This is a genomic window from Pantoea sp. CS_6, from assembly GCF_041954745.1.
Classification (GTDB): Bacteria; Pseudomonadota; Gammaproteobacteria; order Enterobacterales; family Enterobacteriaceae; genus Pantoea; species Pantoea stewartii.
This window is the reverse complement of sequence record NZ_JAVAYG010000002.1, coordinates 1-26,591: the sequence shown is the minus strand read 5'-3', so window position 1 is coordinate 26,591 and position 26,591 is coordinate 1. Positions and strand designations below refer to the sequence as shown.

Sequence of the window (26,591 nt, the reverse complement as noted above, 5' to 3'; positions counted from 1 at the left end):
TGCGGATACCGGCGCATCCTGAAGACGGATGCGCCCGCCTGGCTATTTCACTACCGGGTTTTTCTGCAACGACAGCGCATCCATAAACGCATCGTCCAGTTGCAGGTGTTGTTTCACCAGGTCGCGCGGCGTACCGGCCAGCCATTGATTCAGTGAAATGTCAGCGTAATAATCGCTTTTGAACAGCTCCAGGAACCGCAGCGGCCCCTTGCCGGTGTTTTCCACATAGTGCCCCATGGCGAACGGCACATAGCCGACATCTCCGGCCCGGTAATCAAAGGTTCTGGCCTGGCCGGATGAACCAAACACGCCCATGCGCCCTTCGCCTTCCAGATAGTATTGCCACTCATCGTTGTTTGGATGCCAGTGCAGCTCACGCAAGCCACCGGGTTCGATCTCGACCAGTGCCGCCGCAATGGTTTTGGAGACCTTAAAGGTGGAAGAGTCGGTGATGCGGACCGTGCCGCCTGGCGCTTTGATCGGGTCCTGCGCCAGCATACGGTGAGTAAAGGTGCGTTTGGCTTTGGTTGCCCCTTGCACCTGCACCGATGACAGGCTGCCGGGCACCGGTGCGGCAAAGATATATTCGTCCTGCGGCGACGGTAGTTTCGCAAAGGTTGAGACAGGGACCTTAAAGTTTTTCGCCAGGATCTCGGGCGGAATATGTTTAAACCAGTCGGACAGCAGGAAGGTGCTGTCTTCATCGAATCCACCGTTATCAAAGGCCAGCAGGAACTCACAGCCGTCCGGCCCCAGGCCCTGAATAGAGTGCGGAATGCCCGGCGGGAAATACCACAAATCACCCACGCCAATATCGTCCACGAACCAGGTGCCGTCGGTATCAAACGCCGTGACGCGGGCGTTGCCATAGGTCATGTAGGCCCATTCGCCCTCTTTATGCCAGTGCAGCTCACGAATGCCCCCTGCATTGAGGCGCATATCCACGCCCGCAATCGTGGTGGAGACGCCGAGCTCACGTTGAGTGACCTGGCGGGTCCATCCACCGCTGCTTTTACGTACGTGCGCGTCACTGAAGGAAAAGCGCAGATTCGGTAACGTGCCGCTGTCCGTCACCGGTGGATTCACGATATCCGGGTTTTCGGCTTCGCGGATCGGATCGTGCGGGCCGGGATCGCGGCCCCCGCCGGAAAAAGACTGGATGCTGTCATGCGCGTGCACCTGTCCGGCCGCCAGCGCGACGGTGCCGCCCGCCGCAAAAGCCATAAAACTTCTTCGGGTTAATTTACTCATAAATACACTACCTCGTTCCTTGCTGATAAAGTCGCCGACATGCACTGTCCTAAGGAATGTATAGCGGGGAAAGTTGAATTTTATTTATGTGATATGTAAATTTTGATGACAACCACAAGACAGGTATGGCGCAGAAGTTATCAACGCGTGCGAACTCTTTGCCGCCGGTTTAGGAATGGTTAAGTTTTCTTATTGATACTGCCCCAGAACTGGCACGAAAAGATAATTTTCGCGTCCGGCCTTCGTATCGTTTTTGGTCACACTTTGTTACAGGTGCAGGCCAGTGAGTGCACCGGCGCAGGCGGGTGACTGAGCAGGCATAAGGTGAATTGACTGCATAACGGGCGATCAGGTTATCCGGCCAGCATGACGGTGGTGTCCTGACCGCCTGAACAGGGCGCAAATAAGTCGGAGCAGTGCGGCGTCTGGCTGACATAACCTGCGTGACCCGACATGAACGTCCTGTCAGAACACGCCGTCCCGACGCGGTCTGGCGGCCTGTTGGGGTGCGCGTGCGGAGAAAGGCGCATCAGGTTGTTGCGCACAAGACGGGTAAGCGCTGTGCCGTTCAGGCAGGTTAACGATGATGATGCTCTCTTCCGGTCCGTCGAGCACCTCATCCATCAGGTTCAGATAGTCGTAAGCATTTTGCATAAATCGTCTCTGTTCAGTTATCCATAGTGAAGCAGGTAATCCAGTCAACACAGGCACGAAATGATCACTGCGAAGGATCGATAATAGCCGCTAATCACCCTGTCACAAGCAGATTACGCTTATATGACAACCATCAGAGGAAAATGCGGCGTGCACAGGGCACGCCGCACCAGGTCAGAAGAAGCCAAGTGGCTGAATGCTGTAACTCACCAGCAGGTTTTTAGTCTGCTGATAGTGATCAAGCATCATCTTGTGGGTTTCACGACCAATGCCCGATTTCTTGTACCCGCCAAAGGCGGCATGGGCAGGATAGAGATGGTAACAGTTAGTCCAGACGCGACCGGCTTTGATCGCACGGCCCACCCGATAGGCGCGGTTGATATCCCGCGTCCAGACGCCCGCGCCCAGCCCATAGATGGAATCATTGGCGATGGCGATGGCTTCTGCCTCGTCTTTAAAGGTGGTGATGCCGACGACCGGTCCAAAGATCTCCTCCTGGAAGACGCGCATGCTGTTGTTGCCTTTCAGCAGCGTCGGCTGGATGTAGTAGCCGCTGGCAAGTGCATCGTCGAGCTTTTCAACGCCGCCGCCGGTGAGGATTTCGGCCCCTTCCTGACGGGCAATCTCCAGATACGAGAGTATTTTGTCGAACTGCTGCTGTGACGCCTGAGCACCGACCATGGTCTCCGTATCCAGCGGATCGCCGCGTCTGATGGTTTTGATGCGTTTAAGCACCGCCGCCATAAAGGGCTCATAGATGGATTCCTGCACCAGCGCGCGCGACGGGCAGGTACAGACTTCGCCCTGATTCAGGAAGCCCAGCACTACGCCCTCTGCCGCTTTTTCAATGAAGCTCTCTTCGGCCTGCATAATGTCTTCGAAGAAGATGTTAGGTGATTTACCGCCCAGCTCAACGGTGGACGGGATCAGGCTTTTCGCCGCCAGCTCCAGAATGTGTCCGCCCGTCGCCGTCGATCCGGTAAAGGCCACCTTGGCAATACCGGGATGCGAGGCCAGCGCCTCACCGGCTTCTTTTCCGTAGCCGTGAACCACGTTCACCACACCGGGCGGCAGCAGATCTTGAATCAGTTCAACAAACAGCGTGATCGACAGCGGCGTTTGTTCTGCCGGTTTAAGCACCACGCAGTTGCCCGCACCCAGTGCCGGTGCCAGCTTCCAGGCCGCCATCAGCAGCGGGAAGTTCCACGGAATAATCTGCGCCACCACGCCCAGTGGCTCGTGGAAATGATAGGCGGCGGTAAACTCGTCGATTTCAGCTGCGCTGCCCTCCTGCGCCCTGACGCAACCGGCGAAATAACGGAAATGATCCACCGCCAGCGGCATATCTGCAGCCAACGTTTCCCGCACCGGCTTACCGTTATCCCATGTTTCATTGACCGCCATGTATTCCAGATTTTCTTCCAGGCGGTCAGCAATTTTTAACAGTACCAGCGCACGTTGCTGAGGTGAGGTTTTGCCCCATGCGTCAGCGGCTGCGGCGGCGGCCGCCACGGCATTATCGACATCGGCCTTGTCCGATCGGGGAAACTCGCCCGCGGCTGAGCCGTTAACGGGGGACGTATTGGTAAAATAGTTACCGTTTACCGGGGCGACGAACTCGCCGTTGATGAAATTGCCGTAGTGCTTCTGCAAAGTGATGAGAGAACCCTGTTCTCCTGGAGCGGCATAACGCATGCTGGATCTCCTTACGCTGTGTGATGTGAAACAACTTTGAAACTTGTTGTTAACATATTCGATCAGCGCCAGCCTGACAGGTTTGTTGTCCCTAAACTGTGACCGCGGCGAAGGAAATACCCGCCAGAGCCACTACAGATAATTCCGACTTTTTACCGCTTCGCCTGTTAACTGGAAACTTTCGGCGCGAATGAGGTCAATATGAGGATATGTTCACTCTGGAGGTAGGTCAGCATGTTGGCTTCGGCTTTCACGTTAATGCGCGCAAAAGCAGATTTCGTCCACCAGTTCATCCGCAATCCGCGCAAGATGGGCAGCATCACCCCGTCTTCCGAAGCGCTGTGTCGCACCATGGTGGAAGCGGTCGACTGGCGTCATCAATTCCGGATCGCTGAGTTAGGCGCAGGCGATGGTGTGCTGACGCGTCGCCTGCTGGCAAAGATGGCACCTGAGGCCACACTGGACGTATTTGAAATCAGCAGCGCGCTGGCACAAAAGCTTAACGCGCTGGATGATGAACGCATGACGGTACGCACCTGTTCGGCGGAGTACCTGAACGGCAGCTATGACGCTATTTTTTCTGGCCTTCCGCTTCTGTCGCTGTCGCCGGAACTGCGCGAGGCGATTTTACAGGCGGTTTTCCACGCGCTGGGCCCAAACGGCGTCTTTGTACAGTTTCAGTACACATCCCTGACCCAGCCCGATTTGTCCCGTTACTTTACCTGGGAACGTCAGCGGGTTTTAAAAAACGTGCCGCCCGCCTGGGTTTACCGCTGCGCCCGTCACTATGCGCCCTGAGCGCTGTCGACCGCCGGGCGCGTTTGCAGCCAGAAATGGGTTAAAATGCTGCGTGCCCAGTCCGCCCCCTGCAGTTCGGCGCCATCGCTGTCCACATCGTCGGGCAGACAGGCATCCATAATCTGGCGATCAAATTCGGGATGGAACTGCATGGACAGCGCATTCGGCGAATAGCGCAATACCTGGCAGGGATCTTTTTCTGACTGTGCCAGAATCGTCGACTGCGCCGGCGGTATCACCACCGACTGACGATGAGAAAGCCAGGCCTCGAAGTGTTCCGGCAGGGTCGCAAGCAGGGGATCGTGCTTCGCCGCGGTCGTCGTGTTCAGCGCCAGTAATCCCCGTTCCCAGCCATGAGGGTTGTCCGCGACTTTACCTCCCAGCGCATACGCCATGAGCTGATGCCCGTAGCACACGCCCAGTAGTGGCAACTGCGCGTCCATCCCCGCGCGAACCCAGGCGGCGGTGCGTTCGCTCCACTCCTCATGGTCAGTCACCATTGCCCACGAACCGCTTAATACCGCGCCGGAGATTTCAGTAAACTGTGGCAACGGCTCACCCAGATGCGGACGGACGATAAGGTAATCTTCAGGCTGTAAATTCAGAGCATCAATAAACCAGACCGGCTGTTCACCGATTTTTTCGACCACACTGGCAGGAGGAACATCTAACTGAATCAGGGCAAGCGGCAAGGCAGGTGCATAAGTCATACCGAATCGGATCCTCACAGGCGTTAACGTTTCGGAAAATCAGTCTGACAGCAACTGTTGTAAAAGTCTTATGAATTTTTAGAGTTAACTAAATAAAAAAAACGTTAATCATTGTCTTAACCGCGCGGGTTCATGCCATGATTATCGGGTAACGTGTTTTTTCAAAGGATGACATTGTGGCAGTGCGGCATTTCTTTACGGTTCTGATGGTCGTGTCCATCTGGGCCTTTAATAACGTGGCGGTGAAATGGGGCTTAGTGGATTTACCGCCCCTGTTCCTGACCTGGATGCGGTTTTTCGTCGTGGCGATTGTCCTGGTACCGTTTTGCCGGATTAACCGTCAACAGTTTCCCTGGCTGTTACTGCTGGCCTTTACGTTTGGCTTTATGCACTTCTCGCTGCTGTTTCTCGGCATGCGTTACACCGATGCCGGAACAGGAGCGATTGTGGTGCAACTGGGCACGCCGATTGCGATGCTGCTGGCGATGGTATTCCTGAAAGAGAAGCTGCGGCTTATCCAGCTTATCGGCATTATGATTTCGCTGAGCGGTGTAGTGGTGCTGTCCGGCAGCCCGACTATCCCCGCCTGGTGGGTGCTCTGTATCCTGCTTTGCAGCGCCACGGGCTGGGCGGTGAGCAATCTGATTGTGAAAAAATCGCCCCCGATTAAGCCGCTGACCATGACGGGCTGGATCGCGTTTCTGGCGTTGCCCATTGTCGGCGCGGCCAGCTATATGTCCGAATCACATCAGCTTTATGCCCTGCAACATGCGGGCTGGCGCGGCTGGTTTGCCATTCTCTACAGTGCGATTGCCTCTTCGGTAGTCGCCTATACCTTGTGGTATTCACTGCTGAAGAAATACAACGTTAACCTGATTATGCCCTACTCCCTGCTGACACCGGTGCTGGCAGTGATCATGGGCATTGTGGTGCTGGGCGACAGCCTGAACAGTTTCAAAATTATTGGTGCCTCGCTGGTGATCCTCGGCACTACCATTGCGGTAATCAACCTGCGTAATCTGCGCATGCACGCCCGGTTTCCGCGCTTACGACGTCGTTAAAGGCACATGCTATGCTTCAGGAATCGTCCGCTTCAGGAGCCTGTAGCATGAATCATCTGGCCAACGCACTCTGGCAGCAGATGTGGCAGGGATTGCATGGCAACCCTGCGCCACACGCGCTGCCCGTTTTCACCGATCACGCGGCCTTTTCCTCCGCCTATGCCGTCAGTGAACTGGCGGCCACCAGTCTGGGATTAGCGACGCAGGGCATCGCTGAATTACTCAATCGTCCTGCCCGTGCACAGATCAATGTCCGCCTTGCCTCACGCTGGTTCCAGCACAGTTTTATGCCGCTTAACCGCCCTGCACCCGCGCTGTGGGATGCTTTCGCGGGCGATTACGCCTGCCGCAACGGCTGGATCCGTCTGCATACCAATGCGCCCCACCATCGCCTGGCGATGGAGAGCGTGCTGGGTCAGCATCCGGATCGGGATGCGCTGGCGCGGGAAGTGGCGCAGTGGCAGGCCTCCGAGCTGGAGCAGGCCGTGATTGACGCTGGCGGTTGCGCTGCCGAAATGCGCAGTGCTGAAGCCTGGCGACAGCATCCGCAGGGACTGGCCGTCATACATGAACCGTTGTTTGCCCGGCAGACCATGACCGAAGGCCCTGCGGTCGACTGGGCGTTGCCCGACGCGCGTCCGTTACTGGGCATCAGAGTGCTGGATCTGACGCGCATCATCGCGGGCCCGGTGGCCACGCGCTTTCTCGCCAGCCTGGGGGCAAATGTGTTGCGTATCGATCCACCCGGCTGGCAGGAGCCGGGCGTGGATGAGGAGCTCGCCTGCGGCAAGCGCCGCGCCGTGCTGGACCTGAAACAGCCCGCTGACCGTGCACAGTTTATCTGGTTGCTGAAACAGGCCGATGTGCTTGTGCACGGTTACCGTGCCGATGCGCTGGAAAAGCTGGGATTTGATGCGGAATCGCTGCAAAGCCTGTGTCCCGGCCTGGTGGACGTGGGCCTGAATGCCTGGGGCTGGCAGGGCCCCTGGCGCAACCGGCGCGGTTTCGACAGTCTGGTGCAGATGGGTTGCGGTATTGCCGAACAGGGCATGCGCTGGAAGCAACATACTGCACCGGTGCCTCTGCCGGTTCAGGCGCTGGATCATGCCACGGGTTACCTGATAGCGGCGGCCGTGCTGGCCGGTCTGCGTCAGCGCCTTCATGAAGGCAGCGGAAGCCAGACGCGCCTGTCGCTGGCGCGCACCGCCTGGCTGCTGGAGCAGCACCGTTACGCCAGCGACATGGCCCATTCGGGGATCATCCCGCAGCACAGCGACAATCAGCCCAGCCTGGAACTTACACCGTGGGGAATCGGCGTACGTCTGCACTCCGCCGCATGGCTGCCCGGCACCGCCCTGAAGTGTGCCACGCCCGGCTGCCCACCCGGCAGCCATCCGGCGACGTGGTAAATCAGGCGTCGTCGCCCTGCTCGCTGGCGCTTTCCACCAGCTCATCGTACATGGCCTGAATCGCTTCACGGCTCAGCTCGGCCAGGGTGCGGTAAAAGGCGGTAGTGGCATGCGCCTCGACTTTGCCCAGGAATGCGCCGCACCACGGCATCAGAAACGTATCAAACAGCGCCAGTTGAGCGGCGCTTTCGTCTGCCGCAGACTGATCTTCCAGCCATGACGCCGCCAGCAACAGCGCGCCAAAATGGTCCGTCGGTGCTTCACCCAGCGGCATACCGCGCGAGGTTAAAAAGGCGCGGATCTCGGACTCCGGCTTTCCTTCCGGCCAGTGTGAGGCAAAGGGCGAAACGTTACATGATTCGCCAACAAACAGCGCCTCATAGTCGGCAGTCAGTGCCTGCGGATCGCTGCTCTGCTGTAACCGTTTCAACAGCGCATCCTGCTCCAGCGGCCACTGCGCCGCCAGTTTGCCTTCGCGAATCAGCGTAAACAGCGGTGCCAGCAGGGGATCCTGCGGATGGCGGTTAAACAGCGAGCCGATAATGCGGCACAGAATGGAAAACTCATTCATGAGTCAGAATTCCTTGAAGGAGAAAAATTAAAAGTCCGCCAGCTCGGGGATCGTCTTGCCCGTGCGCAGTGCCAGAAAATCGAGCAGGCGACGCGGCGTGACATTTAACACGCGATCCTCCGGAAAATCCACTTCTCTGGCGATACGCAGGCAGTGCTCAAAATTGCCCAGGGTAAATGCCGTATGGGAATCAGAGCCGAAGGCCAGGCGTCCACCCGCCTTGCCGACGGCTTCGGCAATCGCCCGGCAGTTCGGTTCGCTGCCCGGACGCGAATGGGTAAAGGAGGAATTGTTCAGCTCCAGCGCCACATCGTAGTGTGCGGCCGCTTCGGTAATCGCCGGGATATCAACGGGATATTTCGGGTTACCGGGATGGCTGATGATATGCACTAACCCTCCCGCCATGGCGGCAATCATCGCCTCGGTATTCTGAGTAAGGTCGCGCGGTGCATAGACGGGTTCGTGGAAGCCCGCCACAATCAGATCCAGCGATTCCAGCATCGGGCCGGAACAGTCGATTTCGCCCTGCTGGTTTTTGATGTTGGCCTCGATGCCGCGCAGGATCGCCACGCCGTCAATGATACGGGGCCAGATGCGCATATTCACAAAGTGCCAGTAGTGCGGTGCATCGGCCATATCCGGGCCGTGATCGGTGATGGCAAACAGTTTCAGGCCGTTCAGTTTAGCCTGCGCGACATAATCATGTAGCGTGCTGTAGGCGTGGGTGCTGGCAACCGTGTGCATGTGAAGATCGACGGGATACATTGTCTGCTCCTGTAGGGGCCGGTTACGGCCCGAATCGTTAATAGCCACGTTGGCGATCGACGTAGCCCTGTGGGTTTTCACCTGCTTCAAGTTGAGTAATCGCGCGGGCAATGTAGTCCATCGCTTCCTCTTTCAGGGTGACCGCCGCATTATGCGGAGTAATTGTGACGCGCGGATGGAACCACAACGGATGATCGGCAGGCAGTGGCTCGACCTGGAAAACATCCAGTGCGGCGCCCTTTATTTGCCCGCTATCCAGGGCGGTGAGCAAATCGGCTTCCACAACCTGATCCCCACGAGCGAGGTTAAGGAAAAACGCGCCCTGCGGCAACCGGGCTAACAGTTTCTGATCAATCAGATTGCGCGTTTCTGCGGTGCTGGGCAGCAGATTGATCAGTACCTGAGTGTCACGCAGGAAATCGTCCAGCGCGTCGCGCCCGGCGAAGCTGGTCACACCGGCAATCTGCTTGGCTGAACGGCTCCAGACGCGCACCGGGAATCCCCAGGCCGCCAGGCTTTTCGCCACCTGTTGCCCCAGCACGCCCGCGCCTAAAATCCCGATATGAAACTGGTCACGCGAATACGACGGCAGCGGTTGCCACTGGGCCGACTGCTGCTGCTGTTGGTAATCATCAAAGCGCCGAAACCAGCCCAGCACCCGACAGACCGCGTACTCCTGCATCTGTTGCGCCATGCCTGTGTCTTCCAGACGATAAAGGGGAACACTGTCTGCCAGCATGTCCGGGTTTTGCTGCAGCTGACGCAAAATTTCGTCTACGCCCGCCCCCAGCGCAAATACCCCTTTCAGGTCATTGCGGCCCCGCAGCATGGCCGGTGGCGGCGAACGGACCAGCGCATAATCTGCCGGGGACGTATCGTCGGTTGTCCAGTGACGGACACGTGCATGAGGTAAGCGCTGCTGTAATCCGCTGATCCAGTCGTCAGCAGGTTGCGATGGATGAAACCAGATGATGTCCATAGTGATCCTCTTTTTTTCTCAGCCTCGGGGAAAAGTGGTCTCAGGGCAAGCGGAGCCTGAAAAAAAAGCACAAAATTTCGCAGGTTATGATCATCAATAAGTTACGCGGCTTCACATTTCCGCCGGACGAAAGGGTGAAAATTGCGGTTAAGGTCTAAAGTTGGAGAGTGGTCAATGCGTGACACATGATCACATTTCGGACAAGGAGAAACACCGATGAGAAACACTGAGGTAACAACGACTAAACGGTCTCAACGTCATGCGCCCGTTTTGCTTGGCGTGTTGTTAAGTGCGACCGTTTTCAGCACCTGGGCAGCCGAGGATTCCCGATTACTGACCAGTCAACCCCAGCCGCCCGATGTCCGTTTAGGACCGTTGTTCAATGCCGTACAACAGGCAAAATTTTACCCTGACCAAAAGACGTTTGCAGATGCCGTGCCTAAATATGATCCGTCCTCCATTCTGGCCGACTGGCAGATGCAGAAGAATCAGCGCGGTTTTGATTTAAAGCGCTTCGTCGCCGCGAATTTCACCCTGCCCACCGACAGTGACAAATATGTACCGCCTGCGGGCCAGAACCTTCGTGACCATATTAACGGCCTGTGGCCGGTGTTAACGCGGACGACAAGTAACACAGGAAAATATGACTCGTTGCTGCCGTTGCCCAAACCCTATGTGGTGCCAGGCGGGCGTTTCCGTGAGGTTTACTACTGGGACAGCTACTTTACCATGCTCGGCCTGGCGGAAAGCGGCCACTGGGATAAAGTGCAGGATATGGTGGACAACTTCGCCTCGCTGCTGGATCGCTATGGCCACATTCCCAACGGCAACCGCACTTATTACCTGAGTCGCTCACAGCCGCCATTCTTTAGCCTGATGGTAGATCTGCTGGCGACGCATGAAGGCGATAACGTCTATGTGCGTTATTTGCCGCAGTTACAAAAAGAGTACGATTACTGGATGGCGGACAGCGACAGCGTCGCCGCAGGTAATGCCAGCAAGCGGGTGGTCAAACTGGCCGACGGGACAGTGCTGAACCGCTACTGGGACGCACGCGACGTGCCGCGTACCGAATCATGGATGGACGACATTGCAACGGCAAACAAAGCGCCACAGCGCAACAAAGCAGAGATGTATCGTGATCTGCGCGCCGGTGCGGCATCGGGCTGGGATTTCAGCTCACGCTGGTTTACCGATGCGCATAACCTTTCGACCATCCGCACCACGCAACTGGCCCCGGTCGATCTCAACAGCCTGATGTTCCATCTGGAAAAAACGCTCTCGACGGCGTATCGCCTGAATAAACAGGATGCGCAGGCTAAAGCCTTTGCCGATCGGGCTGAAAAACGTCAGGCGGCGATTAACCGCTATCTGTGGGACAGCAAACAGGGCTGGTACGCCGACTACGACTGGAAAACGCGTAAGATTCATCCGCAGCTAACGGCTGCTACGCTGTTTCCGCTCTATATGCAGATTGCCAGTGACAAACAGGCTGACAGCACCGCCAGCGCGGTGGAAAAACAGCTGCTGAAACCGGGCGGTCTGGTGACCACCACAGTGAACAACGGCCAGCAATGGGACGCTCCCAACGGCTGGGCACCGCTGCAGTGGGTGGCCGTTGAAGGGCTGGAGCACTATAAAAAGCCGCAACTGGCGCAGCAGGTGGGTCTGCGTTTCCTGCGTAACGTTCAGCTGACGTACGATAAAGAGCATAAGCTGGTCGAAAAATACGTGGTCGAAGGCAACAATCTTGGCGGCGGCGGCGGTGGTGAATATCCGCTTCAGGACGGTTTTGGCTGGACGAACGGGGTCACGTTAAAATTGCTGGATAAATATTGTCCGAAAGATAAAACCTGTAACAGCGCCCACGATATTCCCGAGGCGCAAAGCAGCGCGAAATAAAGCGAGCAGGCGAGAGATCGCGTTAACATAAAAAAGGCCCGCTGCGAAGCGGGCCTTTTTTGGTTATCTGCGTACGTTAACTGCGTACTTTGCGGTAGATAAACAGCACAACCAGCGCGCCGATGACCGCGACGACAAAGCTACCGAAGTTGAACCCGTCCACACGGCCAAAGCCGAAGAAGGTACTGATCCACCCACCGACAACGGCACCCACGATACCCAGAATAATAGTAATGATGAATCCACCACCATCTTTGCCTGGCATGATCCACTTCGCCAGGATACCAGCGATTAAACCAAAGATGATCCATGAAATAATACCCATCTGTTACTCCTTCCTTTTGGTTAGTCAATGGCGATCGCCTGATTAATCAAGCGGTTCACGCGCTTAGTATAGTCGCAATTTTTAAAAATGCTGCGCGTGAAGGTTATGATAGTGGTTATTGTGTTAAAGCTTTATTATTGTCAGCCGATAACGAACGGGTAGTAACAGGATAAATATAAATGATAAAGCGTTGCTCATCGGGGGCCAGCAAGTGAAAGAAGCCGATAAAGAACATTATCTCAAACGTGGCACGCTGGCGGTTCTGGGCGTCATGAAAGACCTGCTTCAGGCGCAAACACCTTTGCTGGTGAATTTCTCACGCGGGCAGTTTATCAGCCGTATGCTGGCGGCGGATGAAAACCGCATTGTTTTTGATCTGGGCAGTAATAATCTGGATAACGACTACGCACTGCAGTGCAACGATATTACCGTGTTTGCCGAAACCCAGGGCGCGAAGGTTGAATTTGCCTTACCTGGGCTGGAGAAAACGGAATTCGACGGCCTGCCTGCATTTCAGGCAACGTTACCGGAGGTGCTGTGGCAAATTCAGCGGCGTGAATTCTTCCGCATCAGCGCACCGATGGACCCGCAGTTCTGGTGTCACTGCACATGGCCTGACGGCTCGGCTGCCCGACTGCGATTACAGGATTTATCGTTAGGCGGTATCGGCGTGCTGGTGGACGACGCGATGCCGGACGGCCTGAAAAGCGGCGACGATTTTAAAAATCTGCAGGTGGAACTGGGTGAATACGGCCAGTTCAACGTCAATGCGACGTTAATGCATATTGGTGAACGCAGCATGATTACCAGTAAAAATGAAACCAAAGTTACGCCGCGGCTGAGCTTCCGTTTTACGGCACTCGAACCCCATCAGGAACGGCAGTTGCAGCAGGTGATTTTTAGCCTGGAGCGGCTGGCGCGCGACAAAGCGCAACGCTTCCAGTAACCTCCGCTCTTTTCCCGCGCCGCACATCTGCGGCGCATCCAGGCTATGCTTTCCTTGCTTTCTCGTTTAACCGGAACCAGCAAGGAGACACTCCCCAATGGAAAACTGGCTCAGTTTGCGTCATTTTCAGTCCATTCTTTTTAATCAAACGCTGTGGATCAACAGCGCCATCGTCATCGTTGCCACCCTCGTTATTTACTGGTTGCTGCGCAGCCTGATCAGTTTCGTGTCCAACCGCATTGCGCACTTCAGCGAAGACCGCCACGTCCGATTTACCGGCATCCTGGTGGAAATACTGCGCAGCACCAGCCACCTGCTGCTGCTGATTTTTTCGCTGCTGATTGCCCTGCGTTTCATCGATTTGCCCGACTCGTGGCGCTCGACGGTTTCTCACAGCTGGTTTCTGGCGCTGATTGTGCAACTGGCGTTGTGGATCGACTGCGGCATTCGCCTGTGGTTAAAAAGCCTGCTGCGCGATCCGCTTCACGTGCGCAATCCGGTGACCACCGTCATTCTGGGGATTCTGTTGCGGGTCGTGGTGTGGGTCATGATGCTGCTGGCGATTCTGTCGAATATGGGCATCGACATCACGGCGCTGGTAGCCAGCCTGGGCGTGGGCGGTATTGCCATCGCCCTGGCGATTCAGACCGTCCTGAGTGATGTGTTTGCTTCCCTGGCGATTGGCTTTGATAAGCCTTTTGAGCACGGCGATTTTATCGTGTTTGGCGATATTGCCGGCACTATTGAGCATATAGGCCTGAAAACCACGCGGCTGCGTAGCCTGAGCGGTGAGCAGATCGTCTGTTCCAATACCATTTTGTTGCAGCAGACGATTCATAACTACAAGCGGATGCAGCAACGTCGTCTGGTGTTTACATTCGGTATCAGCTACGCCACGCCGTCTGAGCAGGTGCGCGAAATCAGCGAACTGGTGAAAACCATCATTCAGGGTATTGAAATGACGCGCTTTGACCGCGCCCATTTTCTGGCCTTCGATGACTCGAAGCTGACCTTTGAAGTGGTCTACTTTGTGCTGAGCGCCGACTACAACGTCTACATGGATATTCAGCAGGAGATTAACCTGCAACTGATGGCGGCGCTGGAAGAACGCAATATTCGCTTTGCCTTTCCGATCCGTCAGGTCGAATTCAGCGGCGGAAGTTTACCGCCGGTCGATCTTAAACCGGTGCCGGACGATGAAGAGACTGTCCCGCAACGCGTCAGTCGTTAACCTCGCTGTACTGAGGGCTGGCTGTTACAGTCTGGCCCTCATTTTCCGTTCATTGTGGCTGATAGCGACAGCGGGTCACCGCGTTTTTCCAGCCCTGATAGTTATCCTGCATGTGCTGCGCCAGATGGGTGCGCGGCATGATGATCGGCCCGCCCTGCAAGGCCAGCATATCGTCGCCCTGCTGCCACCATCCCAGCCCTTTTCCTGCCAGCAGTGCCGCCCCCAGCGCAGAGGCTTCGGCGGTCGGCGCGCAGTGCAGCGGACGTTGCAATACGTCGGCCTGAAACTGCATTAGCCAGGGGTTTTGCGTGGCGCTGCCGTCAACGCACAAGGCCGGAAGCGCTGTGCCGCAGGCCTCTTCCATGGCAAAAAACACGTCAGCAATCTGCCAGCAGATGGATTCCAGCGCCACCCGCGCCAGTACGGCGGGCGTGGCCGCATCGGTCAGGCCGCAGATCAGGCCTCTGGCCTTGAGATCCCACCACGGCGCCCCCAGCCCCGACAGCGCCGGAACAAAATAGCAGCCCTGATTATCATCACAGCCTTCAGCCAGTGCCGTAAGTTGCCGGGGATCGTGAATGCCCAGCATCGTCCCCAGCCAGGCGGCCCCGGACCCGGTGTGCGTGATATTACCTTCAAAGGCAAAGCGCGCCTGGCCGTCGTGCCAGGCAACGGTGGTGCTGAGCCCGTTATCGGTCAGCAGCGGCGTGGCCATCGACATCATCAGCGATGATCCAGTGCCGTAAGTGGCTTTGACCACTTCCGCCGTGCCGCGTCGCTGAGCATAAAGCGCGGCATGAGAATCGCCGATGCGCGCCAGAATCGGTGTGCCGGGTGCGAGTCCCGGTATATCGCTCACGCGTATCATGCCTGCCACGCTCGCCGACGCGGTAATCTGTGGCAGCGCCGCACGCGGCAGGCTGAACAATGACAGCAGTTCATCGTCCCAGTCATTGCGGTGCAGGCTGTAAAGCTGCGTGCGCGCGGCATTGGCATGATCGGTCACAAATGTCGTGCCCGCCGTCAGTTGCCAGGTCAGCCAGCTGTCCACGGTGCCGATGCACAGTTCCCCCGCCGCTGCACGGGCGAAACCGTCCGGTATGGCTGCCAGCATACCGGTCAGTTTGGCGGCCGGGAACATCGGATCGACCGCCAGGCCCGTCAGAGCGCTGATGCGCGCGGCGCTGCCCGACTGCTGTAAATCCCGGCAAAACGATTCTGACCGACGATCCTGCCAGCTCACCAGCGGCGTTAACGGCACGCCATCACGGCGCTGCCAGATCAGTACGGATTCGCGCTGGTTACTGATAGCCACCCCTGCCACGCTTGCTCCGTCGCACTGCGCCAGGCAGTCGGTGATGGCCTGCCTGACGGCTGACCATATCGCCTGGGGATCCTGTTCTGCCAGGCCGGGTTGCGGATGTTGTAACGTTAAACCCTGACTGCCGCGCGCCACCATGCGTCCCTTTCGATCGACAGCGACCGCTTTGGCATTGGTGGTGCCTTCATCAATGGCCAGAATCACCGACTCCCGCATCGTCAGCCTCCTGCACAGAGGCGTAACGCCTGCGCGGCGATGCTGCTGGCATCAATGCCATGGTGCGCGCGCGTGGCGGCCCGATCGCCGGCTATAGCATATTCGCCGTTGGCAATCCCCAGCCGCAGAAGCTTAACCGGCAAGCCGTATTCCGCCAGCACCTCCGCCACCAGGCTGCCTAAGCCGCCATTAATGTTATGCTCTTCCACCGTAATCACGGCGCGGAAGTGGCTGAGCAGATTGTGCAGCTGCTGCGTATTACAGGGGCGAATGGACGGAACCGAAATCACGGCGGCAGAAACGCCCTGCTTTTCCAGTTGCTCTGCGGCGGTCACGGCTTCATGTACCGTCGAGCCCATGGCAACAAGCGCAATATCGTGGCCTTCTCGCAGCCGGTCAATCTGACCGGGCCGGAAGCGGTAATTTTCGTCGTGCAACGACGGCAGCGCTTTGCCGTCCAGCCGGATATAAACCGGCCCCCTGTGGTCAAGCGCATAATCGATAATTTGGCGGCACTCGACTGGACAGGCGGGCGCATAAATTTCGATATTGCCGAATCCACGCATGACGGCGATGTCATCGATGCTGTGATGGGTGCTGGCAAGCGGACCATAGCTGGCTCCGGCATTCAGTCCAAACAGCTTTACGTTAGTATTGTTGTAGCAGACATCGATTTTGATCTGCTCATTGGCGCGCGAAATCAGAAAGGGCGCGGCGTTACAGGTCACAGCGATTTTGCCGCCCAGCGCCAGGCCAGCGGCTGTGCTGACCAGCGCCTGTTCTGCAATACCGACGTTAACCAGACGACCGGGAAAGGCGTCAATAAAGGGCGCAATCTTCGCGGTGGAGGTCGAATCCGCCACGACCGGCACCACATCGATGCCGCGATGTACGGCATCTGTTAACGCGTCGACCATGACGTTGGCCAGGTGTTGTGCATTACTCATCGTTTAATTCCTCCAGTGCCCGCGCAATCTCGTCCCCTTTCGGCACCCGATGGTGCCATTCGGCTTGTCCCTGAATAAACGAGATGCCAAAGCCCTTTTCGGTGTGCGCGATAATGACCTGTGGCTTACCGTTCACAGGCAGGTTTTCCAGCGTATTCACCACTGCGGCCATGTCATTGCCGTTGCATTCCCTGACCTCCAGACCAAAGGCGCGCCATTTTTCTGCCAGTGGATCGGTATTGAGAATGTCACGCGTTGCACCCGCCAGTTGCAGCTTGTTCTTGTCGTTTATGATGATGAGGTTATCCAGGCCATAGTGCGCGGCTACCAGCGCGGCTTCCCAGTTGCTGCCTTCTGCCAGCTCACCGTCGCCGGTCACCACAAACACACGGCGCGGGCTGTGGCTCTTTTTCGCCGCCAGCGCAATGCCCACCGCCACGGGCAATCCGTGACCCAGCGCACCGGTGTTGAGTTCAACGCCCGGAGTTTTCTGCCGTACCGGATGGCCCGGCAACGCAGAATCGGCATGTTGATAAGTAGGCAGCCAGTCCAGCGGGAAATAGCCGGCTTCCGCCAGCACGCAATAGTATCCTCCCACAGCATGACCTTTTGACTGGATATAGATATCACGTTGATCGTCTTCCGTTCGATCCGGTGCACAATTCAGAATGCGAAAATAGAGCGCGGTCAGAATCTCAACCTGTGACAGATCGGCACCGGTATGCCCGCCTGCCGGACTGCCCGCGTTAAGCTGGATGATGCGGCGGCGTACGGCCCGGGCCTTTTTTTCGAGCGCATCCACAGAAAGCGTAAATGGATTCATATTTCACCTTTGAATTTTAAGTCGAACTTGAATATATATTCAGAGAGAGTACAACTCTCCCTTCTTTCGCCGTGATGACAGCAATAACCTACCCTTTCATCGCCTGCTATTACGCGCAGAAACACAACAGCCTTAACAGTTATGAATATATATTCAATAATGATTTTATATTCACAAGTACTATGCGCCCGACGAACGACGGCGTCTATGCACGAAGTGATAAAAAGCGAAAACGATCACAAATTGCCCTGGATTGTGCTTTTCACGTCAGTGGTTAACAATGGCGGGCAGAACACGAGAGGAAAAACAGATGGCGAAGCAGGACGAACAGCGGCTCATGGTGAAAATTGCCACGCTCTACTATGTCGAAGGCAGGAAGCAATCCGATATTGCGCAGTTACTTAAGCTGTCCCAGTCGTTTGTTTCACGCATCCTGACCCGCAGTGTGAAAGAAGGCGTGGTGAAAATTAGCGTGGTTCCCCCCGCCAACGTTTTTCCTGAACTGGAAAAAGCGATCGAGCAAACCTATCAGTTACCTCAGGCCATCGTAGTGGATGTGGCAGAACAGGCTTCTGTCAGCGAAATTAAACAGGCGATTGGATCGGCGGCGGCTCACTATCTGGAGACGCGACTGCGCCCCGATGAGCTGATCGGCATCTCTTCCTGGAGCGGCACCATTCGCTGTATGGTCGATGCGTTGCATCCGCTGAATGCCTCATGCAAAGGGGTGATTCAGCTCCTGGGCGGCGTGGGGGCGAACGGCAACGTGCAGGCGACTATCCTGACGCAAAACCTGGCCGCGCTGCTGAACTGTCCGGCCTGGCTGCTGCCTTCGCAGTCGATTGAACATTCGGTGAGCGACCGTCAGCGGCTGGCGGCCAATCCGGAGGTGGCCGAGGTGCTGAATAAGTTCGGCGAAGTAGACCTGGCGATTGTCGGCATCGGCGACCTGGAGCCGTCCGCCCTGTTGCGCAACTCCGGTAACTATTACGATGCAACCATGTTGCGCACGCTGGCAGCGCGCGGCGCGGTCGGCGATATCTGTCTGCATTATTTTGACGAACAGGGCCAGCCCGTGCTGCAGGCCGACGAAGATCCGGTGATTGGTATGGAACTGGAACAGGTCAGACAGTGTCAGCAGGTGGTGGCGCTGGCGGGTGGCAAAGAGAAGGCCCAGGCGATTCGCGGAGCCCTGCGCGGCGGTTATGTCAATGTGCTGATCGTCGATTATCCGACGGCCCGGCTGCTGGTGGGTTAAGTGTTTTCTCCTCACCTTCTGTCAGGTGAGGAGAAAAAACGCGACTCAGCTGATAGCCCGGTAGGCCGTGGTGACTTTCCATAAGTAACGCGGTGCCTGAGCAGCCGGATGCTTGTTCTGCACGTGCTGGTAGAATTCGTCCGGCGTCATGGCGTTAATCATGGCAATCGCGCGGTCACGATCGCGCGAGAACGTGCGAAGCAATGCCCCGGCACCGTTAGCGTAAGAAACAATCGTGGCATAACGCAGCGTGAGTGGATCGCGGATGCCGGACAGCGCAGACTGCTGGAGGATTTTGATATAGGCGGTGCCGATCTCAATATTCCTGGCGGGATCGCGTAACTCAGCGGTGGTCGGTTGACCCCGGCGCCCCTGGGTACGGTACACTTCACGTCCGGCCGTTGCCGCTTTGATTTGCATCAACCCGACAGCATTCGAACGGCTGACCACGCCCGGATTTCCTCCGGATTCCACATTAATAATCGCGCTAATCAGTTTCTCATCCACCCCGTACTGGCTGGCCGCGCTTTCGGTAAAGAGTGACCATGTGCCCGAAATACGCGACGGCGGTGCCTGCGTCAGCGGTGTATTCTTCTCTTTAACATACGTATGCGGCGGTTCACTGGCACAGCCTGTCAGCAATAATGCTGAAATGACAAAGTAGCGAATTTTAAGCAATTTTTTATCTCGTCGCAGAAGTGGCGGAAGCTATCATACCTGGCAGGGTAAATTGCAAAATTACCGTTTATCCTAATTACAGTAGTCGGATGACTTATTGGCACTTTTTCGTCATTATCGTGACGTCTGTCACTGACTAATTTCAGGAATTTACTATGACGTCACGTTCAATCCGTCTTATCGCCCCTTCAGGTTATTGCCACAATCAGCCTGCAGCCCATCTGGGGGTTGAACGCCTGCGCGCAGCGGGGCACCAGGTTGAAAATACGGGGGCAATCGCACGGCGTTTTCAACGTTTTGCCGGTACGGATTCGGAACGCTTAGACGATATCAATGCGCTGACCGAGCTGGCGACCTTACCTGATATTGTGCTGGCAGTGCGCGGCGGCTACGGTGCCACGCGCCTGCTGCCCTCAATCAACTATGCCGCGTTACAGCGCCGCTTAGCGGACCAGCCGCTGGCACTGTGTGGCCACAGCGACTTCACCGTGATTCAACTGTCCTTACTGCAACACGCCGGAATAATCAGCTTCAGTGGGCCGATGCTGGCGGGCAACTTTGGCGCTGCGGTTTTATCCGAATTTACCCTGCAGCACTTTTGGCAGGCGCTGACATCACCTACAGTCAGTGTGAACTGGAAAAGTGACACGCCCGATAACGGCACCTGGCACGGTACGTTATGGGGAGGAAACCTGGCGATGATCAGCTCGCTTATCGGTACGCCGTGGATGCCAGCCATCACAGACGGCATTCTGGTGATTGAGGATGTGAATGAGCATCCGTTCCGGATTGAACGTATGCTGCTGCAGCTCCACCAGTGTGGGATTCTGGCGCAGCAACGGGCGATTATCACCGGCAGTTTCACCAGCACCGCCTTGTCCGACTACGATAACGGGTTTGACTTCGCCACGGTCTGGCAGTACCTCCGCGATCTGAGCGGTCTGCCCGTTATCAGCGATCTGGATTTCGGTCATGGCCCTGACACCGTGACCCTGCCGTTGGGTGCCAGGGCGACCTTAGCGGTACATCAGGGACAGGTCAGTTTACAGGCAAGCGGGCATCCCGTATTGCGCACATAACTGGAGTTGCAGGAGATCGACATTGAAGCCGCTGTATGACGATTTGTGGATCTCTACGCCGGAGTTTCCGGAAGACGATGCCGTCGATATCATGATGCATGGGTTTTTACTGCGCCATCCGCGCGGTAATTTACTGATTGGCCGGGTGGAAAATCCGCTCGATCATGAAGTGCTGGCCGATGAGAACGGCGTGATTCGCCATTATCTGACTCACTGGCATGAGTCTGCACCGGGCGCAGCGGTAATCCAGAAGCGTTTTAGCAGCGCGCTGTACTGTCACAGCCGCTCGCTCGGGCAAATCAGCCGCTTTGTGGAGCCGGACGATACTTTTACCCAGCAGGAAACCCATTTCGGTGATTTTCATCTGTTGCCCACGCCCGGCCATACACCCGGCAGCTGCAGCTACCTCTACCATTCGCCGCAGGGGCCGACCTATTTATTTGTCGGGGATACGCTGACGCGTGATCATGACCGCTGGGTAACCGTGTTGGTACCCGACAGCAATCCTGCCGAACTGGCGGCGTCGCTGGAGCTTTACCGTAGCCTGCGTCCCGATGTGGTGCTGATGAGCACCACGCGTGGTCATCTGTCCTGGCAAAAGGTTACACTGCCCTGCTGGCTGGCCGCGATTGATGAGGCTGAGCAGCACCCGCTGGATTTGCGGCAGCAGGCGCTGCCCTCAGCATAGCGTTTTCGTCAGATAGTGACGCTGATGATGCATAATGTACTCGCCCAGCGTCAGCCGGACACGGTAACCCAGCTTTTCGTAAAACGGCTTTGCCTGAAAGCTGCCGGTATCCACCTGTGCAAAACGGCAGCCGCGCTGGCGGGCTTCCTGCTCAGCCGCCAGCACCAACTGGCGACCGGTGCCTTGCCCACGCAGCGCCTGTGCGACCCAGAGTAAATCAATGCGTAGCCAGTTGCCGGTGGTCGTGCCGGTCAATCCGGCCAGTTTCCTGCCCTGCGCATCGCAGATGAACAGCCCAAGGGGTTTAATCAGGTCAGCATCGTAAAACTGATTGTTCCAGGCATTCAGGCCCAGCCGGATTTCATCCAGATCCTTACTGCTCACCGTGTCAGTCAGGGTAATCTGCATTTATCTTCCTTATCGCTGCGGGTCAGGAGTCGTTGCGCTGGCGATCATCATAGCGCTCAAGGCTCAGCGCATCGACCTCACGCGTCGTGGTACGGCGGCACGGGATCAGATCGTCGCTGTCATGGTAGACAAAGAAGGTGTCGAGATTGCTTTTGTTCACAATCAACTGATCGCCGTTGCGAAAGCGTGTAATCGCGACCTTGTCGCCGTTATCCGTGCGGGTTTGCAGCTGGCCTGCGGCAATCTGGAAATGCTGTTTCGGCCAGTAGAGCGTGCTGAGCCCATATTGCGCCCGCGAGACGGTCATAACGGGACGTCCGGGACACTGGATCTGAAACTCACTTTCGCTCCATGCGGATGCGCTGAAACCGGCGATCAGGCACAGGGCAAGACGGGCTGCTTTCATCTGATTCCTCCACTGAAAATAAGGGCGGCCACATGTCAGGTGGCGCTAAGACGCTGTAAGCAGGGGTAAAGCATCGCGCGGTGAGCGCGACCGCGCAATAAAAAACGGCACATCAGGCCGTAAGAGACGCGTGACTGGCTGCCGCCAGCGGGATGACACTCGCGCATGCGGATACCAGGCGCGACGGATGAAACTTACTCTGCCGCAACCTCCGCCGCGACCAGCATCAAGGCCAGACCGGCAGGTTCGTTGTCGAAACTGCTCATGACATCGCGGATTTCTGCCGCACAGGCAATCACCTGCTGCCTTTTCTCTGCGTCCAGCGCATCGATGGCATGGCGAATAATCATTAGACTGGCTTCTTCTTCTTTCATCTTTTATCCCTGAATTTGCTTAAGCGACGCGCAAAGATGGCAAGAATAACGTTTATTTGCACCGAAAGTCATCTTTTACATTCCCACTGCTTAACGATTGAACAAACGGCAAATCAACCCGGCGCGCGTAAACGCTATGATCATGTTATTTGTCGCGTTTCAGGCTAAAATCGGTCATTCATTCTATGGACCGGGGCAGGAGCAGGCTATGTTGCGACCAGGATTTTTCATTTTTATGGCACTGCTCTCAGGCTGTTCCTCTTCGCCGAAAGGCGTGGAGTGTCCGGGCGACGTCAGCACAATTTACGGTCAGTCACTGGGGCAAACGCAGGGAACGGTATTCGATCTGGTCACCGCGTTCAGCGTCAGTCGGGATGGCGTAAACGTGCGGAGCGGGCCGCTTCAGTCGCTGGATCGCTTTCAGTATGTCCCCTCTGCGGTGACGTCTGAAGGTTACTACGCCCAGCGCCTGTCCGATAAACAGTTTCGTCTGATCAACCCTTATCAGGACACCATGATTACCTGGACCTGTCCGTAAAGCGGGCAATCCTGACACTGCGTGATATAGTGTCAGGAAACGTCAAGCGACAGGTCAGGCTCATCATGGAAAAACGGCTGGATAACAACGGTTATATTGATTTCCCGTTCCCTGCTACCCGCAATGCAGATGGCTCCGTTAATCCCTGCGGTATCGACCTGACCCTGGAGACAGAACGGCTGGACGAGATCGCCGTGATTCGTCACTCCCCTAACCTGCAACGTTTACTGGAAGAGGTGAATCTGCAGGAAGGCCTGTTTATGACCCTGGCCTGCGACTGGCAGCAGCAGGAAAACGCGGTATGCGGATTCATTGATATCGCCTTTCGGCCCGAACTCCTTCACTGTTCTCACAAGGAGGCACTTCAGCTAGAAGCCGCCTTTTATGACTATCTGAAGGAACAAGAGCAGCAGCACGCGCTGGCAGCCGACACGCTGGTGAACTTTGCCCGTTGTGTACTTGACTGGGGCTGGTCACCGCTACAGCAACGCCAGCGCCATTATGAAAAAATTACGATTCAGTATTACTGCCAGCAGGCTGAGGATGCCGAGTGGTGCTTTGACCATCTGCGGCATTTTCTGGTGAGCTGGTATCCCAACACGCGATCCCATCCACTTCATCCCGTCAGGTGAAACAGCTGGTAATAATTTTCCTCGCCGGGCCCTTCGCGTGGTGGCGTTAACGCGCCCTGTCCGCTTCATGCCCGTCTCTCCGCGCCTTCCGCCAGTCCGATGGCCATCACCAGGCGGAGTTTTCATCTGGTCAATTCCCCCCTGACAGACGATTAATGCGTCTAAACGCAGCACAGTGGCGAAGGTTTGCTACGCTTTAAATGACTGTGATAACCAAGGAGATGAAGCATGTCAGGAAAAATTGAAGATGCCGTAAAAGAAGTCGCCGGTGCCGCAGAGCAACAATGGGGTGAAGTCACCGATTCGCCGCGTCACCGCGCCCGTGGTGCAGCCCGCCGCTACACCAACCAGGCATCCTATGCCGCACGCGATGCCGCCGACTGCATCAAAGATCAGATGCAGTCTAACCCGTTTGCGGGTCTGGCGGTCGCGGCCGGTGTGGGCGTCGTACTGGGCTTCCTGCTCGGTCGTAAGTAAGTTCAAAACGGGGGCGTTTGCTCCCGTTTTTCCTTTATGTCAGCTCCCGCGTGTGGTCGTCTTTATTGAGTGTCATCAGGGCCGGGATGGAAACCAGTGCCGTTGCCATCATATACCAGGCCGGAATATCCAGATTGCCCGTCTGCTTAATCAACCCTGTAATAATTAAACCCGCACAGCCGGAAAACACCGCATTGGATAACGCATAGGCGACACCCAGCCCGGTATAACGTACCGTTGTTGGAAACATTTCCGACAGCATCGCAGGTCCCGGCCCGGCGAGCAAACCAACCAGTCCCCCCGCTATCAGCACCACCAGCGCTTTTAGCAGCAAACTCACGCCATCCGCCTGCACTATTTTCAATAGCGGCATCGCCATAAGTAGCAGGAGTACGCTGGCGCTAACCATGACACGACGCCGACCAACGCGATCACTGACGATGCCCGCCGGGATAATTGTCAATGCGAAGCCCACATTAGCGATCACGGCAATCAGCAGCGCCTGATTCATACCGGTATGTAGCGCCGACTGCAAATAGCCGGGCATGATCACCAGACAGGTATAGCCTGCGGAGGACCACAGCATGACGCGCGCGATCGCCAGGAAAATAATTTTTATCGTCTGGCGCGGTGCAGCCCTGACGCGCTGCTGTTGCTGGCGTACAAAGTCCGGCGTTTCTGTGATTGCCAGACGCAACCATAGCGCAACCAGGCCCAGCGGTAACGCCAGCCAAAACGGAATGCGCCAGCCCCATGCCAGCATCGCCTGCGGGCTGAGCAGCCAGGACAGCAGCGCCACCAGCCCCACACCGGCCAACAGGCCAAACGCCACGGTCAGCGACTGCCAGGCACCATAGCGTCCACGTTGACCGCGCGGCGCAAATTCGGTCATCAGCGCCACCGCCCCGCCATATTCGCCGCCGGCAAATAGCCCTTGCAGGATACGCAGTGCCGTAAGCAACACGGGCGCGAGAATGCCCGCCGTCGCATAGGTGGGAATTAACCCGATAGCGGTGGTCGCCAGCGTCATCAATATCAGGACGGTAATCAGGACAGGCTTGCGGCCCAGGCGGTCGCCCAGTCGGCCAAACACCAGGGCGCCAAGGGGGCGAAAAAAGAACGCAATGGCAAAGGACGCCCAGGTCAGGATCAGACCACTCAGCGCTGACTCGCCCTGAAGCTGAAAAAAATTGTGCGCAATAATTGTGGCGAGGAAACCGTAGATGGCAAATTCATACCATTCGATAAAGTTGCCTACCGCACCCGCGATCAGTGCGCGTTTTGAGTGTTTTACGGGTGAAAGAGGCGTTTCCATTCAGGGTTCCTCCGGGATTTATGCAAAATCAGTACGGCGTTGACAGTGAGAGTATAGAATTTCAGCCGATACGATTTTGTCTCCCGGACGAAAATAATCACATCACACCCTGGCGCCCTGCCCTGCGCGCAGTGCCGACAGCAATATACCGTCGGATAAACGGTTCGCGCAGGGGATTAAAAGCGCCGTGCGTGAGGCGTTGCTACGTAATGAAGACGCCCTGTCAGGCAAGCGTGAGTGTTTTCGCCGTTGAATTTTTTTACGCATCAGAGTACGCAAAGCGATGGATACCCTGGCGCAGGACGGAATCATTCGCGCGGCTATGCCACACCGATTTGCAGCGCGCTGGAATAGTCATTAAAAGGACCGCACGGCTTTTCACAACAGGTTGGGTTAAGTGGCGAAAACCGGACACCCTGTGGCTGTAAAAACGCCGGATGCACTGCGATGTGGAGATTGCGGAAAAAGTGCAGTGAGCACCCGACGTCACGCTTACTAATCGCAAAGCACACGACAACGCGTATTCGCCATCCAGCGTTCTTATTAACTTCAATAAACCACCGCTTCGTTTAGTCAGAAGAGTCTGCCGTAAGCGGCTGGCGCAGCTCATTTCTGGACATGCTTCTTTTCGCTTTGCTGACATACTAATTTCTGCGTATTTATTAAACTACGCGCTGAGAATGAACGTTCATTACAGGGTAATTCATGAAAAATTTTCAGCGCAGTATGATCGCCGGGCTGGTGTTGATCATGGCGGGTTGCGATCAAAGCGGTCAGCAACCTGATGCAGACATGACCACCGAGGTCGGGGTGAAAACGTTGCAAAGTACATCGGTAACGTTGACCAGCCAGCTTGCCGGGCGCGTCACCGGCAGTATGACGTCGGATGTCAGGCCGCAGGTGGATGGGATCATCCAGAAACGTCTGTTCACCGAAGGCGATGACGTGAAAGCGGGACAGGTGCTGTATCAGATTGATCCGGCCAGCTATCAGGCCAGCTACGATCAGGCCGTCGCACAACTTAAGAATGCGCAGGCCCTGGTGAAGAGCAGCAAACTGAAAGCCGAACGCTATGCCGCACTGGTGAAAGATAACGGCGTGTCGCGGCAGGATGCGGATGATGCGCTGGCAACT

The 26,591-nt window shown here is 56.5% G+C and carries 29 protein-coding genes; 13 read left to right on the top strand and 16 right to left on the bottom strand.

Features of this window, described 5'->3' with window-relative positions:
• Positions 1-42 precede the first annotated feature (42 nt).
• The 3 genes from RAC90_RS03110 to RAC90_RS03100 all read right to left on the bottom strand — a co-directional run bounded on the left by RAC90_RS03110 (position 43) and on the right by RAC90_RS03100 (position 3,600).
• On the bottom strand, positions 43-1,251 hold the full coding sequence (locus RAC90_RS03110; protein WP_375123937.1) for a cupin domain-containing protein: 1,209 nt from the start codon (positions 1,249-1,251) through the stop codon (positions 43-45).
• Between the two features lie 465 nt (positions 1,252-1,716).
• A complete protein-coding gene (locus tag RAC90_RS03105; RefSeq protein WP_039340978.1) occupies positions 1,717-1,905 on the bottom strand; it encodes a hypothetical protein in 189 nt (62 codons plus the stop codon).
• A 174-nt stretch (positions 1,906-2,079) separates the two neighbouring features.
• Entirely contained in the window at positions 2,080-3,600 is a 1,521-nt protein-coding gene (locus RAC90_RS03100) for an aldehyde dehydrogenase family protein (RefSeq protein WP_375123936.1), read from the bottom strand.
• Between the two features lie 234 nt (positions 3,601-3,834).
• Between RAC90_RS03100 and RAC90_RS03095 the strand changes: the two genes are divergently transcribed.
• Positions 3,835-4,398, top strand: a complete 564-nt coding sequence (locus RAC90_RS03095) for a class I SAM-dependent methyltransferase (RefSeq protein WP_162286833.1) — start codon at positions 3,835-3,837, stop codon at positions 4,396-4,398.
• Here RAC90_RS03095 and RAC90_RS03090 read toward each other — a convergent pair.
• Entirely contained in the window at positions 4,386-5,108 is a 723-nt protein-coding gene (locus RAC90_RS03090; RefSeq protein WP_277281786.1) for a glutamine amidotransferase, read from the bottom strand. The genes RAC90_RS03095 and RAC90_RS03090 overlap by 13 nt on opposite strands.
• A 176-nt stretch (positions 5,109-5,284) precedes the next feature.
• Here RAC90_RS03090 and RAC90_RS03085 point away from each other — a divergent pair, with 176 nt between their 5' ends.
• Positions 5,285-6,169, top strand: a complete 885-nt coding sequence (locus RAC90_RS03085) for a DMT family transporter (protein ID WP_006119699.1) — start codon at positions 5,285-5,287, stop codon at positions 6,167-6,169.
• A 47-nt stretch (positions 6,170-6,216) separates the two neighbouring features.
• Complete coding sequence (locus RAC90_RS03080; protein ID WP_375123935.1) at positions 6,217-7,578, top strand: CoA transferase; 1,362 nt, start codon at positions 6,217-6,219, stop codon at positions 7,576-7,578.
• Position 7,579: 1 nt separating this feature from the next.
• Here RAC90_RS03080 and RAC90_RS03075 read toward each other — a convergent pair whose 3' ends face one another.
• The 3 genes from RAC90_RS03075 to ghrA are packed head-to-tail and all read right to left on the bottom strand — an operon-like array spanning position 7,580 to position 9,893.
• Entirely contained in the window at positions 7,580-8,149 is a 570-nt protein-coding gene (locus tag RAC90_RS03075; protein ID WP_006119701.1) for a molecular chaperone, read from the bottom strand.
• Positions 8,150-8,176: 27 nt separating this feature from the next.
• Positions 8,177-8,914: a phosphatase gene (locus tag RAC90_RS03070; RefSeq protein WP_006119703.1), complete on the bottom strand. Its 738-nt coding sequence runs from the start codon at positions 8,912-8,914 to the stop codon at positions 8,177-8,179.
• Positions 8,915-8,951: 37 nt separating this feature from the next.
• On the bottom strand, positions 8,952-9,893 hold the full coding sequence (gene ghrA, locus RAC90_RS03065) for a glyoxylate/hydroxypyruvate reductase GhrA (RefSeq protein ID WP_058701366.1): 942 nt from the start codon (positions 9,891-9,893) through the stop codon (positions 8,952-8,954).
• A gap of 216 nt (positions 9,894-10,109) precedes the next feature.
• Here ghrA and treA point away from each other — a divergent pair, with 216 nt between their 5' ends.
• Complete coding sequence (treA, locus tag RAC90_RS03060) at positions 10,110-11,795, top strand: alpha,alpha-trehalase TreA (protein ID WP_039340997.1); 1,686 nt, start codon at positions 10,110-10,112, stop codon at positions 11,793-11,795.
• Positions 11,796-11,871: 76 nt separating this feature from the next.
• On the opposite strand, the gene RAC90_RS03055 is transcribed toward treA, so the two are convergent.
• Entirely contained in the window at positions 11,872-12,120 is a 249-nt protein-coding gene (locus RAC90_RS03055; protein WP_033737514.1) for a GlsB/YeaQ/YmgE family stress response membrane protein, read from the bottom strand.
• A gap of 211 nt (positions 12,121-12,331) precedes the next feature.
• On the opposite strand from RAC90_RS03055, the gene RAC90_RS03050 reads away from it, so the two are divergent.
• Positions 12,332-13,066 carry a flagellar brake protein gene (locus RAC90_RS03050; protein ID WP_006119706.1) on the top strand — a complete coding sequence of 245 codons (735 nt, stop codon included), beginning with the start codon at positions 12,332-12,334 and terminating at the stop codon, positions 13,064-13,066.
• Positions 13,067-13,163: 97 nt separating this feature from the next.
• Positions 13,164-14,297, top strand: a complete 1,134-nt coding sequence (locus tag RAC90_RS03045; RefSeq protein ID WP_033737515.1) for a mechanosensitive ion channel family protein — start codon at positions 13,164-13,166, stop codon at positions 14,295-14,297.
• Positions 14,298-14,346: 49 nt separating this feature from the next.
• Here RAC90_RS03045 and RAC90_RS03040 read toward each other — a convergent pair whose 3' ends face one another.
• From RAC90_RS03040 to RAC90_RS03030, 3 genes are read right to left on the bottom strand one after another with little or no spacing between them, the layout of a single operon-like run.
• Positions 14,347-15,834, bottom strand: a complete 1,488-nt coding sequence (locus RAC90_RS03040; protein ID WP_283787185.1) for an FGGY family carbohydrate kinase — start codon at positions 15,832-15,834, stop codon at positions 14,347-14,349.
• Positions 15,835-15,836: 2 nt separating this feature from the next.
• On the bottom strand, positions 15,837-16,781 hold the full coding sequence (locus RAC90_RS03035) for a transketolase family protein (protein WP_375123934.1): 945 nt from the start codon (positions 16,779-16,781) through the stop codon (positions 15,837-15,839).
• Entirely contained in the window at positions 16,774-17,604 is an 831-nt protein-coding gene (locus tag RAC90_RS03030) for a transketolase (RefSeq protein WP_006119710.1), read from the bottom strand. The genes RAC90_RS03035 and RAC90_RS03030 overlap by 8 nt, the downstream gene beginning before the upstream one ends.
• 310 nt (positions 17,605-17,914) lie before the next feature.
• Here RAC90_RS03030 and RAC90_RS03025 point away from each other — a divergent pair, with 310 nt between their 5' ends.
• On the top strand, positions 17,915-18,862 hold the full coding sequence (locus tag RAC90_RS03025; protein ID WP_324028564.1) for a sugar-binding transcriptional regulator: 948 nt from the start codon (positions 17,915-17,917) through the stop codon (positions 18,860-18,862).
• A gap of 45 nt (positions 18,863-18,907) precedes the next feature.
• Here the strand turns inward: RAC90_RS03025 and emtA are convergent, their stop codons facing one another.
• On the bottom strand, positions 18,908-19,540 hold the full coding sequence (gene emtA, locus RAC90_RS03020) for a membrane-bound lytic murein transglycosylase EmtA (protein WP_006119712.1): 633 nt from the start codon (positions 19,538-19,540) through the stop codon (positions 18,908-18,910).
• Positions 19,541-19,695: 155 nt separating this feature from the next.
• On the opposite strand from emtA, the gene ldcA reads away from it, so the two are divergent.
• Positions 19,696-20,619: a muramoyltetrapeptide carboxypeptidase gene (ldcA, locus tag RAC90_RS03015; protein WP_054634148.1), complete on the top strand. Its 924-nt coding sequence runs from the start codon at positions 19,696-19,698 to the stop codon at positions 20,617-20,619.
• A gap of 22 nt (positions 20,620-20,641) precedes the next feature.
• Entirely contained in the window at positions 20,642-21,307 is a 666-nt protein-coding gene (locus tag RAC90_RS03010; protein ID WP_033737520.1) for an MBL fold metallo-hydrolase, read from the top strand.
• Here RAC90_RS03010 and RAC90_RS03005 read toward each other — a convergent pair.
• The 3 genes from RAC90_RS03005 to RAC90_RS02995 all read right to left on the bottom strand — a co-directional run bounded on the left by RAC90_RS03005 (position 21,299) and on the right by RAC90_RS02995 (position 22,495).
• The gene (locus tag RAC90_RS03005) at positions 21,299-21,715 is read right to left on the bottom strand and encodes a GNAT family N-acetyltransferase (protein WP_205956322.1); all 417 of its coding nucleotides are present in this window, start codon (positions 21,713-21,715) and stop codon (positions 21,299-21,301) included. The two genes, RAC90_RS03010 and RAC90_RS03005, sit on opposite strands and share 9 nt — an antisense overlap.
• A 22-nt stretch (positions 21,716-21,737) precedes the next feature.
• Positions 21,738-22,121, bottom strand: coding sequence for a hypothetical protein (locus tag RAC90_RS03000; protein ID WP_033737521.1), 384 nt, complete (start codon positions 22,119-22,121; stop codon positions 21,738-21,740).
• 194 nt (positions 22,122-22,315) lie between these two features.
• Positions 22,316-22,495, bottom strand: a complete 180-nt coding sequence (locus tag RAC90_RS02995; protein WP_006119718.1) for a hypothetical protein — start codon at positions 22,493-22,495, stop codon at positions 22,316-22,318.
• 208 nt (positions 22,496-22,703) lie between these two features.
• Here RAC90_RS02995 and RAC90_RS02990 point away from each other — a divergent pair, with 208 nt between their 5' ends.
• The 3 genes from RAC90_RS02990 to RAC90_RS02980 all read left to right on the top strand — a co-directional run bounded on the left by RAC90_RS02990 (position 22,704) and on the right by RAC90_RS02980 (position 24,142).
• On the top strand, positions 22,704-23,033 hold the full coding sequence (locus RAC90_RS02990) for a hypothetical protein (protein ID WP_054634357.1): 330 nt from the start codon (positions 22,704-22,706) through the stop codon (positions 23,031-23,033).
• A gap of 65 nt (positions 23,034-23,098) precedes the next feature.
• Positions 23,099-23,665: a hypothetical protein gene (locus tag RAC90_RS02985; RefSeq protein ID WP_054634149.1), complete on the top strand. Its 567-nt coding sequence runs from the start codon at positions 23,099-23,101 to the stop codon at positions 23,663-23,665.
• A gap of 228 nt (positions 23,666-23,893) precedes the next feature.
• Positions 23,894-24,142 carry a DUF883 family protein gene (locus RAC90_RS02980; RefSeq protein WP_006119721.1) on the top strand — a complete coding sequence of 83 codons (249 nt, stop codon included), beginning with the start codon at positions 23,894-23,896 and terminating at the stop codon, positions 24,140-24,142.
• A 34-nt stretch (positions 24,143-24,176) separates the two neighbouring features.
• Here RAC90_RS02980 and RAC90_RS02975 read toward each other — a convergent pair whose 3' ends face one another.
• Positions 24,177-25,457, bottom strand: coding sequence for an MFS transporter (locus RAC90_RS02975; protein ID WP_054634150.1), 1,281 nt, complete (start codon positions 25,455-25,457; stop codon positions 24,177-24,179).
• 705 nt (positions 25,458-26,162) lie between these two features.
• Here RAC90_RS02975 and RAC90_RS02970 point away from each other — a divergent pair.
• The coding region (locus RAC90_RS02970) for a biotin/lipoyl-binding protein (RefSeq protein WP_375123933.1) at positions 26,163-26,591 on the top strand (429 nt) is incomplete at its 3' end.

Bases quoted from the DNA above. Each gene is read 5' to 3' on its own strand.
- RAC90_RS03080 (WP_375123935.1), top strand. From the start codon at position 6,217: ATGAATCATCTGGCCAACGCACTCTGGCAGCAGATGTGGCAGGGATTG.
- RAC90_RS03035 (WP_375123934.1), bottom strand. From the start codon at position 16,781: ATGAGTAATGCACAACACCTGGCCAACGTCATGGTCGACGCGTTAACA.
- RAC90_RS03075 (WP_006119701.1), bottom strand. From the start codon at position 8,149: ATGAATGAGTTTTCCATTCTGTGCCGCATTATCGGCTCGCTGTTTAAC.
- RAC90_RS02995 (WP_006119718.1), bottom strand. From the start codon at position 22,495: ATGAAAGAAGAAGAAGCCAGTCTAATGATTATTCGCCATGCCATCGAT.
- RAC90_RS03105 (WP_039340978.1), bottom strand. From the start codon at position 1,905: ATGCAAAATGCTTACGACTATCTGAACCTGATGGATGAGGTGCTCGAC.
- RAC90_RS02980 (WP_006119721.1), top strand. From the start codon at position 23,894: ATGTCAGGAAAAATTGAAGATGCCGTAAAAGAAGTCGCCGGTGCCGCA.
- RAC90_RS03005 (WP_205956322.1), bottom strand. From the start codon at position 21,715: ATGCAGATTACCCTGACTGACACGGTGAGCAGTAAGGATCTGGATGAA.
- RAC90_RS03000 (WP_033737521.1), bottom strand. From the start codon at position 22,121: ATGAAAGCAGCCCGTCTTGCCCTGTGCCTGATCGCCGGTTTCAGCGCA.
- RAC90_RS03045 (WP_033737515.1), top strand. From the start codon at position 13,164: ATGGAAAACTGGCTCAGTTTGCGTCATTTTCAGTCCATTCTTTTTAAT.
- RAC90_RS02985 (WP_054634149.1), top strand. From the start codon at position 23,099: ATGGAAAAACGGCTGGATAACAACGGTTATATTGATTTCCCGTTCCCT.
- treA (WP_039340997.1), top strand. From the start codon at position 10,110: ATGAGAAACACTGAGGTAACAACGACTAAACGGTCTCAACGTCATGCG.
- RAC90_RS02990 (WP_054634357.1), top strand. From the start codon at position 22,704: ATGTTGCGACCAGGATTTTTCATTTTTATGGCACTGCTCTCAGGCTGT.
- RAC90_RS03070 (WP_006119703.1), bottom strand. From the start codon at position 8,914: ATGTATCCCGTCGATCTTCACATGCACACGGTTGCCAGCACCCACGCC.
- RAC90_RS03040 (WP_283787185.1), bottom strand. From the start codon at position 15,834: ATGCGGGAGTCGGTGATTCTGGCCATTGATGAAGGCACCACCAATGCC.
- RAC90_RS03090 (WP_277281786.1), bottom strand. From the start codon at position 5,108: ATGACTTATGCACCTGCCTTGCCGCTTGCCCTGATTCAGTTAGATGTT.
- RAC90_RS02975 (WP_054634150.1), bottom strand. From the start codon at position 25,457: ATGGAAACGCCTCTTTCACCCGTAAAACACTCAAAACGCGCACTGATC.
- ldcA (WP_054634148.1), top strand. From the start codon at position 19,696: ATGACGTCACGTTCAATCCGTCTTATCGCCCCTTCAGGTTATTGCCAC.
- RAC90_RS03025 (WP_324028564.1), top strand. From the start codon at position 17,915: ATGGCGAAGCAGGACGAACAGCGGCTCATGGTGAAAATTGCCACGCTC.
- RAC90_RS03055 (WP_033737514.1), bottom strand. From the start codon at position 12,120: ATGGGTATTATTTCATGGATCATCTTTGGTTTAATCGCTGGTATCCTG.
- RAC90_RS03030 (WP_006119710.1), bottom strand. From the start codon at position 17,604: ATGAATCCATTTACGCTTTCTGTGGATGCGCTCGAAAAAAAGGCCCGG.
- RAC90_RS03095 (WP_162286833.1), top strand. From the start codon at position 3,835: ATGTTGGCTTCGGCTTTCACGTTAATGCGCGCAAAAGCAGATTTCGTC.
- ghrA (WP_058701366.1), bottom strand. From the start codon at position 9,893: ATGGACATCATCTGGTTTCATCCATCGCAACCTGCTGACGACTGGATC.
- RAC90_RS03110 (WP_375123937.1), bottom strand. From the start codon at position 1,251: ATGAGTAAATTAACCCGAAGAAGTTTTATGGCTTTTGCGGCGGGCGGC.
- RAC90_RS03100 (WP_375123936.1), bottom strand. From the start codon at position 3,600: ATGCGTTATGCCGCTCCAGGAGAACAGGGTTCTCTCATCACTTTGCAG.